The organism is Neobacillus phoenicis (genome assembly GCF_047302305.1).
Taxonomy (GTDB): domain Bacteria; phylum Bacillota; class Bacilli; order Bacillales; family Cytobacillaceae; genus Neobacillus.
The window spans coordinates 5,213,316-5,226,332 of sequence record NZ_CP154847.1; the positions used below are offsets into that span (position 1 = coordinate 5,213,316).

Here is a 13,017-nt window from a genome sequence, read left to right on the forward strand (position 1 = left end):
CATATCCATAAAAAAATACCTTCAACGAATCGAAGGTATCTCAAATTTAATCTGATTTTAATTTTCCTTGTAAAACTATCTCATCTCCAAATTCTTAGCCGTCTTGCTCGTTTCAACCTCTTTTTCCTCTCTAAACGTACCAAATAAGTAATCTGCAAAAGGAGTACTCACACCGTACCAGTAATTTTCATTTTTATAGTGATGTAGAATATGAACCTTCTTCACCCATCTACCAAACTTCGTTTTTGGCTTCAATGGCCGGTGGGCTACATAATGCTTCCATTCATAGGTTAACAACATGGTCATCAACCCTATTCCAAACGTGACCGTTCCTGTAAAATCACCCGTGATGAAAAGGAAAATCGTACAAATAACAAGGAAGTTTGGCAGGCTGTACCATAACGGCAGAAACAAAAGTTTTAAATCATCGGGATAGATATGGTGATCGTAATGAATTCTCTTGAGAAATTTCAAAAAGTGCGGATTCTTAGGGGTTTTTATATGAAACAAAAAGCGGTGTGTCAAATATTCACTGAAGGCAAAGGTCAATAGGCCAAGTAAGAAATAAAAAACAAATGCAGTTTCTACTCCCACACTAAACACATAAATCAAGCCAGATAGAACCAACAAGAACATGGTTAAAATGTCAAAATGCAAAAAGAAATCTCGATATACCTTCTTCATCACACACTCCCCTTTTACCTACACATCACTAATAATTTTATAATATTCCGAAAAAATTATCATTATTATTTATTAAATCCTATCTCCGAAAAAAATAGTTTGAACAATGGCTCAATTTGTGATTCGATTAAGAATAATTAGGAGGGGTTCTACATGAACGGAAAAATGAGACTAATCATCACCATGCTCATTTTTGGAAGCATCGGGGTATTTGTCAAAAAGATTGATCATCTAACTTCAAGCGAAATTGCCTTTTTAAGAGGAGTCATCGGGAGTCTCTTCCTACTTATTGCCAGTTTCCTATTCAAGCATAAACCATCGCTTCAAGCGTTAAAACAAAATGCCCTTCTACTCCTGTTATCAGGGGCGGCTATTGGACTGAATTGGATCTTCCTATTTGAATCCTATCGCTATACGACTGTATCCAATGCGACCATCAGCTACTATTTCGCGCCAATCTTTGTCATGATTTTAGCTCCATGGATTTTGAAAGAAAAGCTGACAAGTATCAAGGTTGCTTGCATCGTAACAGCGATGATTGGGCTATTTTTAGTGGTTTATACGGGGGCGGGTGGTACCAGCGGCTCGCAGAATCATGCGGTTGGTATTTTCTATGGGCTACTGGCGGCAGCGTTATATGCCAGCGTTATTTTAATGAATAAATTTATAAAAAACCTATCCGGTTTTGAACTCACATTAGTTCAATTACTGGCTGGAGCAGTGGTCCTGTTTCCCTATATCTTGTGGCAGGGAGACCTTAATTTTTCTAGTTTAGATTCAACGTCGCTCATTTTTATCCTGATCCTAGGGATTGTGCATACCGGCTTAGCCTATTTCTTATACTTTACGTCTCTTCAGGAATTAAAGGGGCAGACTATTGCCGTTCTCAGCTATATTGATCCGATTTCTGCCTTCATTATCGCAGCGATTTTCTTAAGCGAAAGCATGACATGGGTGCAAATGCTTGGTGGTGTCCTAATTCTTGGCTCTACTTTTGTAAGTGAAAGACTAGAGGTAAAATTTGCGAAAAATAGTCAGAGTCCTACTACCTCACCATAAATCTACTATTGCAAAAAGGCTGCGGGACGTGTCCAGCAGCCTTTTGCATTTGGGAAAATAATCCACAATTTGTAGAGTTCCTCTTCGATTTTGTAGAAAAACTTGAGATTTTGTAGAATTCCTTTGATTTTATGTAGAATAACTTGAAGTTTTGTAGAATTCCTTTGATTCTATGTAGAATCCCTCCAATTTTGTGTAGAATTCCATTAAATTCGTGTAGAATTCTTTCGATTTTGTGGAGAATTTTTTTAAAAATAAATAATCCCGCCCCCCCATTCACCTCCAAAAAGGCTGGCGGGGCTTTATTTTTTGCAGAAAATAATAAATTATATACGATAACGTAAAAACAAGAGTTGCATCCAGCAGGTTCCATATTAAATGATGTGAAAAATGCCCCAAACCGAAAGAATTAAACAAAATATCTACCATATCAATCAACAAAACATGGACAGCATAGATCCCCAAAGCATTACCGCCGATTTTTGTGACCCATACTCCCTTTCCGAGCTGCGGATTATTGCAGGTAAAGAAAAACAAAACTACTGTAAGCAAAATAGTCGATAAAAAGTATTCTCCATGCTTGGCAGATAACACCTTTGTCAAAAAATATCCTTCTGCAGCCTGTAGGATTAAGAAGAAACCGATCAAAGATAAGTACGTCCCTTTTTCAAATTTAAAAGACTGTACGAAAGGCAACCTATCGGCAAACCAGAATCCTAAGGTAGTATAAAATAAACCAATGAAAAGGGCATCGCGAGTCACTAGAGATACTTCATAGAAGATAGAATACGACTGCCCAAAAAGACCGGCTATATTTAAACAAAGGCTAAGGATTAATAGGAGCGTTATTTTTTTCAACCTAAAAAATAGGTAGACAACAGAAATGCTCCATGCCAGAGAAATCACAAACCATAATTGATAACCACTTGTTCCATGCCCATAATAAAAGAGATTTAAAGGGGTTAATACCTCCAAATACTTAGATAACTCGTGCTTAACATTCCCTCCACTTAACGAAATCCGTAACACATCATAACCGATATAAAATAAAAGCCAGCAAACATATATTTTTAGTATTTTTATTACATATCTTTTAAAATAGCCTGCGAATTGGGATGTATTTATCACTTTAATTCCGAACAAGTACCCTGAAGCAACAAAGAAAAAGGGTACAGCAAACCTAGAAAAATTATCGAGTAAAAAGAATCCAAGCTTGTCGTCGCTAGGAAATGTATGGATGATGACAACTGCCACTATCGCAAAAAATTTAATGAAGTCAATCGCATAGTTTCTTTCCATTTTTCTGCCCTCTATTCCTGTTACTTTCTTTCTGCCACCCTTTATTATTTCCGATATGAAAAGCATTATGTTTATTTAGGCATTTGTACATACTTCTTATTTTCAAGGATGCGACATATTTATAGAGTAAAAAGACAGGACAAGGTGATTGTTATTCTTCAGAAATTAATGGCTACTATTATTGGCAGTTTGTTAGTAGGAATTGGGGTAAATGGATTTCTCGTTCCTAATTATTTAATTGATGGAGGAATCCTTGGAATCGCATTAATACTTCATTACTTCTTTGATTTTCAGACAGGCATTACAATGGTAGCTTTAAGCCTCCCAATCTGTATTCTCGCCTCACTCAATGAAAGAGGATATTTTTTAAGCAGTTTACAAGGACTGTTACTCTCTTCTTTGTTTATCGATCTACTCGCTCCCCTTCGACACCAATTCTCTGTTTCCCACCTTGCAGGTGCATTAATAGGGGGCGTGATTATCGGAACGGGAGTGGGTTTAATGCTCCGATATGAGACGAGCACTGGAGGAACCGACTTACTCGCGAAAATCATTTCAGGAACCTTTTCCATGAACATCGCACTTGTCATTATCGTTATTGATGGACTCATTGTTTTAGCAGGTTTTACTGTACTTTCAATGGACAGCTTCTTCTACTCATGCCTGGCCATTACTACAGTGGGCCTAACCACTTCTTTTTTTGCCGGTCATCAACCGTAACTTCAAGGCTCTCTCCTTTTTGTAAAAGGCATATAGGTATATGTCTAATCCTGGGACAATCGTGGTACATAGTATGAAATTGTGTTCGTTATAAATGTGAAAATGAGGATGCTTTTTAAAAAATTCAACTAACATGGGTAAGGAGAATGTTTCGAAATGACAGAAGAGCAAAGACAGTACCGCGAAGATTTGATGGATTGGTGTCATAACATGTATGCGAATTGGAATCTTATGAAACCGAGGTTCTCTCAAATCTTCGACATGGAAAGCCTAGAGCAGTGGGAAGGTTCCTGCCTTCAATTAGCAGAGAAGTTACAGGCAGATTCCATATCGGACTACAGTGAATATCAAACTGCGTTACGTTTATATGAACAGTGGGAAATGCTGCTAAGTGAAACAGATGCACGCCAAGAGATGGAAGCTTATTTTGATCATCCTATGGAGTTGGACCAACGTGAAGATCTTTACGAATCAGGTCCTATTCAAGAGATGATGGAAGTTGAGCCTGAAACCCATATGGACTTTGAGGAACCTGACTCCCATGAGATGATGGAGGTTGAATCTGAGGAGTCACACTCCCATGATAACACGATGGAAGCAAGTGCTTTCCCAGAGGAGATGGAATTCGAATCCAATCATGATATGGATTTTGAGGAACCACACCGCTACCGTGATGAACTGTTAAATTGGTGTATGAACCTTTATGCAAATTGGGAAAATATGAAACCACGGTTTTCAAAACTCTTTGATCTCGAAAGCTTGGAAGAATGGGAAGATTCCTGCCGTCAATTAACAGTAAAACTACAAGCAGATAATAAAGCGGACCTCGATGACTATCAAAGTGCCATTGGGCTTTTTGAACATTGGGAACAGCTATTAAAAGAATCGTATGCCTATCAAGAAGCTTGACATTCTCAAATGGGTGAACGGTAGGTTTGGGATTGCATAAGCAATCCCATTATTATTATCTATAAAAATTACTCATGGTTAGTTTTTCCTCTGAAGGCCATAATGGTTGTTTTTAATGAAGCATAGGCACCAACGGCGGCAGAGCCATAAAACCAACCCATAAAAATACCTGCAAATAAGTGATGCCGATGACTTATAAATATGGAGATACTTAATCCTAATAGTTGAGCTACCGTTGGAATGAATTTTCTCGGCACCTTCAGAAATAGTTTTATTAGTTGAGTAAGCAACATAACTAAAGGAACTGCAATGACAGCATCCCAAAAATTCGTATGTATAGTTGGAAAATCCATTATTTCACACCTTCAAAAATTTTTATGCATCTTAACAATATTCTATCCATTCATTAGCAAACTATAATTTTTTGATCAGTTAAATATATTCTCTTACCGACTTTCTTCCGCTTACAAAGGGCATAACAGAATAAATCGCTTGAGAAAGAACATAATAACACAAACTAACAGTCGTCCGTTGCAAGGGAGAAAAGTGATGTCAGGATCTTTAGAAATAATCTTTAGAACCTTTACAGCCTTTATTATTTTATGGATATTTGTACATATGCTCGGCAAACAGATCATTTTTCAAAAAACATACCATCTGTTTATCGCTACGATTACAATGGGGACCATTGCAGGGAATTTAGCCTTTAATAATCATATTAAGTTCCTCTACTTTATCCTTTCATTTGTTATTATGGGCTTAGTTATTTTCACATTGAACATCCTATCTGTGAAAAACCACCGCTTAAGGGCATGGATTTCAGGAGAACCTACTACCTTAATTCACGAAGGCAAAATCATGGAGGAATCGTTAAAGAAGATTGGGTATTCATTAGATATGCTTAAACAGGGGTTACGCGGAAAAGAGATCTTCAACATTGAGGAAGTCGAATGGGCAATACTTGAGGTAAGCGGCTCCCTGTCTGTATTAAAAAAAGCCGAGTACCAACATATCACACGAAAGGATTTAAATATAGCCACAGCAACACATAGGGTTCCAGTGGAACTAGTCATTAACGGCAACATACTGTACGAAAACCTGACCAACTCCCCTTATAAGGAAGATTGGTTACACGCTGAACTCCAAAAAAGGAACATTCAGATAGCTGATATCTTATATGCTGTAGTCGGGACGCAAGGGAACTTGTACATAGATTTATATCAGGATCATTAAAGCAACAGTCTTGAGAGGATTGTTTCGTTTCGTATGGGTCCACAAAAGTGCCGCTACGGTATAATAATGAAAGGCTACATACTATACTGGAGTTGATATAAATGAGCCAGCCATGGTCTCCAGAGCGAGTCATTTCAGAACAAGAAGCCGGACGGATGATTGAAAAACAATTCTCGCGGCTGAAACCCGCAAGCCTGAAGGTATTAGGCGAGGGTTTTGATAATACCGTGTTTCTCGTGAACAATCAATACGTGTTTCGCTTTCCTCGAAGAGAAATCGCAGCTAACTTGATTCAAACCGAGAACCGACTTCTTCCTGTGATTGAACCATTGCTGACCATCCCCATTCCAAACCCTAAATATCAAGGGATACCAGAGGGAGATTATCCGTGGCCATTTGGCGGCTACGAAATCCTACCTGGAAAAACACCTGCCAGGCTGACAAAAGAACAGCGGATGCAGTCAGTTGAACCATTAGCCCAATTTTTGCGAACACTTCATAATTTTCCTGTAACCGAGGCGCAAAAGCTGCAGGTTCCATATGACCAGCTTGAAAGAATTAATATTATAAAAAGAATGCCCATGCTTGCCTCCAATATTGAAAAAGCAAAGCTAAAGGAACTAATTGACCAAAAGGCTGTGGATTTGTTGCAATCCTTTCTCTCAACCATTGAAAAGCCATTGGAGAATGACACGAAGACACTCGTTCATGGTGATCTACATATCCGCAATATGCTTGTGGGTGAGAACGGCAGGATTTCAGCAGTGATTGATTGGGGCGATACCCATATTGGACATCCTGCAGTAGATTTATCAATTGCTTATAGTTTTCTACCTATAGAAGGCAGGGAGCAATTTTTCAACTTATATGGTGACGTTCCACCCGAAGTAAAAAAGGTGGCGAGGTTTAAAGCCATTTACTCAATCCTAGTGCTTCTTTTATATGGGGAAGATTTGCAGGATACAGACTTGGTGGAAGAATGCCGTTCGACGGTGCTTTTGGCATTAGAAGACTGAATAGATAAAACAGGGCAGCCAACGTCCTAATGGCTGCCCTGCATCTCGTAAATAGTTGATTACTTCTTACAAATTAAAGGGAACGTCCTTCACATTCGCTTACTTTTTCACCTTATGATAGTGCCGATTAGCTCTAATAGCGAAGAAAAGAAAGAAAACCATCATCAAGGGTAAAATTGACCATGTAATCCCTCTCATAAAAGCAAAAGGTGTTTCAAAGAGAAATGCTCCCCAAAAATCAGTACCTGTTTTTTCCCATAACCCTGGTGTATAATACAGCAATTTAGGATTAAGGAAACTGTCTAAATCAATTGAACCCGTCGTGATTAACACCGTGAAAATTGGCAAATATAATGTAGCCAACGATAAATACAGCTCAGATAATCTTTTATATCTTCCTGCCTTAGAATCAACATCTGAAAAGATATCTTCACTTGCATCTTCTCTAGCCTTTTTAAAATACTGAACTCCGGAACTTTTGGTTCCAGCAAGATGCTTCCAACCACAATCTTCAAATAATGCTTCGTAATCGGCGAAATCTGTTCGTTTTTTAAAGGTCCGATAATCGATTTTAATATTCACTTTCTCCGTTCTCACTGAACGAAAGCGATAACCCATTGACCTTCCTACGAGTTCATACCCTTCAGCTGCCATATCATTTAGCCATTTCTCTTCTTTTTCAAAATCTAAAAAAAACTTAAACTTTCTCATTGTATCCCCCCTCATTCTTTAAAATCCCTTCGGTAACCTTCATCATGTGCTGCATTCTTACTAAATCAAGGCGCAACATTTCTTTTCCCAAGTCTGTAATCAAGTACACTTTCCGTCTACCGTCTTGGCTATCCACCGGGTGAATAAATTTTAACTTTAGTAAATTTTCAATTGCTCCATAAAGTGTTCCTGCAGCCATCTTTACTTGACCGTCACTAAGTTCTTCCACCTTTTGCAAAATCAGATAACCATGGGCCGGCTCCATCAAAGATAAAAGAATATAATAAACGGTTTCAGTTAATGGCAAATGTTTATTCCTCTTCATAACTCTCTCCTGTGTCTGTTATTCAGTTCCTCTTTATACAGTCAAACTATATAATTTCATTTTATACAGTTAGACTGTATAAATCAATACACAAACACACATTTTTCAACCTGTGCCCACCCAACGAGTTCTCCAACTTTTAATCAAACGTTTGATTAGTTTTTCCCAACCCTTATGTACCAAGGGTTTCAGCAATTTAATTACATGGAAATGGTCATAAAACACAAAAAAACAGCAAACCAGGATTTGCTGTTTTTTTGTGTTATTTAAATCGTGAACCCGTCAAGATTTTCTGCGGTCCTTTTCTTTAAACCATCTCGTCTCTGTTTCTTTGCCTTTCGGAAATGGAACAGTTCGTAGAACGTTGGGATGACAATCAGTGTCAGTAAAGTAGACACAATCAGGCCAAAAATAACCACGACTGCCAGCCCTTTGGAAACTAGATTCATGCTCATTGCTGATTCGTGTCCAAATAACAGCGGAACCATGGCAAATACCGTGGCAAGTGCCGTCATTAAGATAGGACGAAGACGGACGCTTCCTGCTTCCATAATAGCTTCCCGAATAGTCATGGTTTCTTCGTTATGGCGGATTCGGTCCACTAAGACGATCGCGTTCGTCACAACGATACCCACAAGCATCAGCATGCCAATTCCCGACGAGATATCAATGCTTGATTTAGATACGACTAGTCCTAATAATGAACCGATCGCAGCAAGCGGAAGGGAAAGCAAGATGGCAAAGCTTGCACGGAATGATTTCAGGGTGACCAAAAGAATCATGAATACAATTCCGATCGAGAACACGGCTAGTTTTGCGAGTTCCATCAAATCATCAGATGACTGCATGGAAGACCCTGTGATTTCAGCGCTTGTCCCCTCCCCAAAAGCATTGTCTTTTTCCCAGGTCAGTAATTGTTTCTTAATTTCTCCTGCCACGTCGACCATTTTCTTCGGATCGACCGTTGCGCTCACCTGAAGATAGTGATGTCCGTCCTTGGAATAAAGGGTACCCGGTTGTTGGATCTGTTCTACCTTTGCCACTTTTGATAACAATACCGGACCGTCTTGTGACATGATTTCTACGTTTTCCAAGTCTCTCGATGTACTGATTTCCTTTAAGGCACCGAGTTTCACCGTAGTGGTACGTCCTTCGATTTTCATGGTTCCGATGACAGCCGGCTGCAGCATCGCTTGAAGTGACCCGGAAATCTCCTCAGCGTTAGCGATTTTAGAATCCACCGTAATTTTCACCGTTGGTTTTTTGATATCATCATTGGTTGCCACTTTTTGAACACCTTTGATGGTGTTTAATTTTTTTGTGATGATTTCGGATGCTTTTTTAATATCCGAATCGTTTTTACCTAACACATCCACGGAGACAGTGGTTTTGTTTTCACCCATTAGCCCCGCTGTATTCGCTGTTAACTCTGCCTTAGGGAACTGATCTTTGGCTTTCCGCAATTCTTGTACGATTTTAGCGGAATCGGCCCCTTCCTTCAAAAACACCATGAACTGGACTTGATTGGCGTCCTGAAGTTCCCCAAACTGCGCCGCATCCGCATTGTTGCCGACCTGAACAATGTTATTTTTCACACCTTTTTGATTGGAAAGAAGGGTTTCCATCTTGGAAAGACCATTTTGTATGTCATCAAATTTCGCCCCGTTTTCGTACTTTAATAGAACGGAAAGATAGGCACTATCCTTCTGGTCTACCGAGCCCTTCGGAATCATGGCGAACAATCCGACCGCTCCAATAACTACAACAACCGATAGGACAATTGGAAGCCATTTATGGTTCAAAGACCAACGAAGTATGGAAGGATAAAAGGTTCCTGGTTTGTGTTCTTTTGTTTTGACATTTTTCATCAATCGTCCACTGAGTGCAGGCACTACCGTTAATGCCACAAGAAGTGAAGACAACAGCGAACAGGTAATGGTAATCGCAAACGGCGCGATTAAATCTTTTAAACTACCAGAAGCAAGTAGCATCGGAAGAAACACCGCTACCGTCGTAAGAGTAGATGACGTAATGGCAGCCGCTACTTCTCTTACCGCTTCCACGATAAAGGTCGGTGTCAGTTCATTTCCTTGTTTTCTTCGGAAGATGTTTTCCACCACGACGATACTATCGTCCACGAGTCGTCCAACGGAAACGGCAATCCCGCCTAGTGTCAGAATGTTTAGCGTAACTCCAAAGAAGGATAATAAAATCATGGTAATACAAAGAGAAAGCGGAATGCTGACAATCGTAATTAAAGTCATGCGGAAACTTTTCAGGAACAGCCAGATAATCAAAGTGGCAAATAAGGCTCCTGTCAGCACTTCTCTTGTCATCGAATTAATAGAATCGAGAACCGTATCGGCTAAGTTAATAAATATGGTTGCAGTTAACGTACCTTTATAGTCATCGTTAATTTTCTTTGCTAACTCTGCCACTTGCTTACCGAGGGTGACAGCATTGCTCGTAGAATCTTTCTGTACTACGATTTCAATAAAATTCTTTCCATTCATATGCGTAATACTGGTAGTATTCTTCTCCATCGCCACGTCAGCAACATCTTTCAATTTGGTGCTGCTGTTTAATTGAAGGTTCTGAATGTCTTCAAGACTTTCTAATTTCCCTGTCACGATGATGCTGGTTTCTTGATTATTAAGGGTTTGTTCGCCTACAGCAACGGATGCATTTTTTCCTCGCAGGATTGTATACAGCTTTTCAAGAGGAAATTGGGCAGCGGCAAGTTTGGCCGTGTCCAATTTGATCGAAACCTGCTGATTTTTTCCGCCGTAGGTCATGACGTTTCCGACCCCTTTAACATCTTTAAAAAGAGGAAGGATGTCATTGTCGACGAGGTTCAGCTCTTTATTTCCGATTTCTTTATCGAATGTTAGTCCTAAGTAGACAACTGGAATCTGCGATGTATTGAGGAGTACAACGTACGGTTTCATGACTCCATTTGGAAGATTGACCATCGAGATGTTTTCTTGAATCTGCTGCTTTGCTTCCTTCAAATTCGTGTCAGATTCAAACGTCACCGTCATCTGAGAAAAGTTATTGCCTGTTTCAGCCACTACATTTCGTTTCCCTTTGATGCCCGTTAAGGCCTTTTCGATTGGCTGTGTGACCTGTTCGTCCATACTGACGGCGTCCAAACCGTTACCTACTACCGAAATCGTAACATATGGCTGGTCTGCAGCCGGCATGAGTTCCATGGGGATACTAGTATAATTAAAAATTCCGAAGATAATGGAGGCAATGACGGAAAAAACGAGAGCCGCTCTATTCCTCAATGCCCATTTAGTGAACCATGTCATAATTAACCTCCCAAAATACTAATTTATAAAACTAGGAAAATTATACCATTACGAACGAACTATTTCATCACAATTTGGAAGATTCATAAACTTTTATATATATTTTTCCAATTAAACGTTTGATTAGTTTTTTTAACCCTTCCGTACCAAGGGCTCCTGCGTTTTAATTAAACGTTTGATTAGTTTTTCGAATACACCCCTCTTGTATAGACAACTTTTAATCAAACGTTTAATTAGTTTCTCCACCCCTTACGTATCAAGGGCTCCAAGGTTTTTAATCAAACGTTTAATTAGTTTTCACGCTACGCTCACACTTACAAAAACGACATTGTGATATGATAAGGAAATCATCACCCTAGGAGGATTCACCTTGAACAACGATTTACTTAAGGAAGCAACGGAATTTATTTGTACTTTTTACAAAGAAGTAAATAAAACTGCCCAGGAGCAAGAAAATCGGCTATATGAGATCACTCAACAGATCCAAAATCATGGGTTCTATGAACATACATTAGAAGAATTGGAATATGGAGCAAAAGTAGCTTGGCGCAATAGCAACCGTTGCATCGGCAGATTATTTTGGAATCATTTAAACGTCATTGATCAAAGACATTTACATACAGAAGAAGAAATACGTGATGCCTTATTTGAGCACATGGAATATGCGACGAATAGCGGGCGTATCCGACCAACGATTACGATTTTCCCACAGGCAACCCCAAATAAAAAGATTCGCATTTGGAATCACCAACTAGTTCGTTACGCAGGATATAAGACCGAACAAGGCGTAATTGGAGACCCGGGTTCCATAGCTTTTACAGAGATTTGTCTGAACCTAGGGTGGGAACCGAAGTATGGCAAATTTGATGTTCTACCATTAGTCATTCAAGTGAACAATCACACTCCGCACCTATTTGAAATACCAAAACACCTAATACTCGAAGTTCCTATACGTCATCCGCAATACGAGTGGTTCGAAGACTTACAATTAAAATGGTATGCCGTTCCTATGATTTCTGATATGTGCCTTGAAATCGGCGGCATCACTTATACCGCTGCTCCCTTTAACGGATGGTACATGGGCACAGAAATCGGTGCACGAAACTTAGCGGATGAATTCCAGTATAACCTACTGCCTCAAATTGGTTCGTTAATGGGACTAGATATTAAAAGTAACATCACATTGTGGAAGGACCGGGCACTATTAGAGCTGAATACTGCTGTCTTACATTCCTTTAAGGAGGATGGGGTTAGCATCGTCGACCATCATACCGCTGCACAGCAGTTTAAGCTATTCGAAGAAAAGGAAATGGAAAACGGTCGGTCAGTTACTGGGGATTGGACTTGGCTAATCCCACCATTAGCACCTGCTGCCACCCATATTTTCCATAATCATTATCATAATGAAATTGTAAAACCTAACTATTTTTATCAACTCAAACCGTATGAATGATTAATAAAAGCAACCTTAAACAGCCTTAATGATTGGCTAACTTAAGGTTGCTTATTTTTTCGGCGCTAAATCGAATTCTTTTTATACAATCACCAATTAATCCTATGTGCATAACTTGCCTATTAAGCCCAATACGCCTAAGAAAAGAGGTCCAAGGTATGGTTTCAAATATAGAATATACATGCATCAACTCCAGAATTGATTTTAGGCTCTGAATTCTAATATTCACTCCTGCTTCGATCATGGCATATACCCTATTGTCTTGATGAAAATCAATGGGAACAAACCATTGCA

Annotated in this window: 12 protein-coding genes; 6 read left to right on the forward strand and 6 right to left on the reverse strand. The window is 39.3% G+C overall.

From position 1 onward, the window contains the following. Positions 1-75: 75 nt before the first annotated feature. The gene (locus AA0X95_RS26570) at positions 76-684 is read right to left on the reverse strand and encodes a sterol desaturase family protein (RefSeq protein WP_413303645.1); all 609 of its coding nucleotides are present in this window, start codon (positions 682-684) and stop codon (positions 76-78) included. Positions 685-837: 153 nt separating this feature from the next. On the opposite strand from AA0X95_RS26570, the gene AA0X95_RS26575 reads away from it, so the two are divergent. Next, positions 838-1,743, forward strand: coding sequence for a DMT family transporter (locus AA0X95_RS26575; protein ID WP_413303648.1), 906 nt, complete (start codon positions 838-840; stop codon positions 1,741-1,743). 276 nt (positions 1,744-2,019) lie between these two features. Here the strand turns inward: AA0X95_RS26575 and AA0X95_RS26580 are convergent, their stop codons facing one another. Then, on the reverse strand, positions 2,020-3,042 hold the full coding sequence (locus AA0X95_RS26580; protein ID WP_413303650.1) for an acyltransferase: 1,023 nt from the start codon (positions 3,040-3,042) through the stop codon (positions 2,020-2,022). Positions 3,043-3,186: 144 nt separating this feature from the next. Here AA0X95_RS26580 and AA0X95_RS26585 point away from each other — a divergent pair, with 144 nt between their 5' ends. Next, a complete protein-coding gene (locus AA0X95_RS26585; protein WP_413303653.1) occupies positions 3,187-3,762 on the forward strand; it encodes a YitT family protein in 576 nt (191 codons plus the stop codon). Between the two features lie 156 nt (positions 3,763-3,918). Then, a complete protein-coding gene (locus AA0X95_RS26590) occupies positions 3,919-4,671 on the forward strand; it encodes a hypothetical protein (RefSeq protein ID WP_413303656.1) in 753 nt (250 codons plus the stop codon). Positions 4,672-4,739: 68 nt separating this feature from the next. On the opposite strand, the gene AA0X95_RS26595 is transcribed toward AA0X95_RS26590, so the two are convergent. Continuing rightward, a complete protein-coding gene (locus AA0X95_RS26595) occupies positions 4,740-5,024 on the reverse strand; it encodes a hypothetical protein (RefSeq protein WP_413303658.1) in 285 nt (94 codons plus the stop codon). Positions 5,025-5,220: 196 nt separating this feature from the next. Here AA0X95_RS26595 and AA0X95_RS26600 point away from each other — a divergent pair, with 196 nt between their 5' ends. Continuing rightward, positions 5,221-5,904 (forward strand): DUF421 domain-containing protein, encoded by a 684-nt coding sequence (locus tag AA0X95_RS26600; protein WP_413303661.1) that lies wholly within the window; start codon positions 5,221-5,223, stop codon positions 5,902-5,904. A 101-nt stretch (positions 5,905-6,005) separates the two neighbouring features. Next, complete coding sequence (locus AA0X95_RS26605; protein WP_413303663.1) at positions 6,006-6,920, forward strand: phosphotransferase; 915 nt, start codon at positions 6,006-6,008, stop codon at positions 6,918-6,920. A 99-nt stretch (positions 6,921-7,019) separates the two neighbouring features. Here AA0X95_RS26605 and AA0X95_RS26610 read toward each other — a convergent pair whose 3' ends face one another. From AA0X95_RS26610 to AA0X95_RS26620, 3 genes are all read right to left on the reverse strand, one after another. Then, positions 7,020-7,631: a DUF2812 domain-containing protein gene (locus AA0X95_RS26610; protein WP_413303666.1), complete on the reverse strand. Its 612-nt coding sequence runs from the start codon at positions 7,629-7,631 to the stop codon at positions 7,020-7,022. Next, a complete protein-coding gene (locus AA0X95_RS26615; RefSeq protein ID WP_413303669.1) occupies positions 7,618-7,956 on the reverse strand; it encodes a PadR family transcriptional regulator in 339 nt (112 codons plus the stop codon). The genes AA0X95_RS26610 and AA0X95_RS26615 overlap by 14 nt, the downstream gene beginning before the upstream one ends. A gap of 266 nt (positions 7,957-8,222) precedes the next feature. Then, positions 8,223-11,270: an efflux RND transporter permease subunit gene (locus AA0X95_RS26620; RefSeq protein ID WP_413303672.1), complete on the reverse strand. Its 3,048-nt coding sequence runs from the start codon at positions 11,268-11,270 to the stop codon at positions 8,223-8,225. A gap of 370 nt (positions 11,271-11,640) precedes the next feature. On the opposite strand from AA0X95_RS26620, the gene AA0X95_RS26625 reads away from it, so the two are divergent. Beyond that, positions 11,641-12,723 carry a nitric oxide synthase oxygenase gene (locus AA0X95_RS26625; protein WP_413303674.1) on the forward strand — a complete coding sequence of 361 codons (1,083 nt, stop codon included), beginning with the start codon at positions 11,641-11,643 and terminating at the stop codon, positions 12,721-12,723. Positions 12,724-13,017 lie beyond the last annotated feature (294 nt).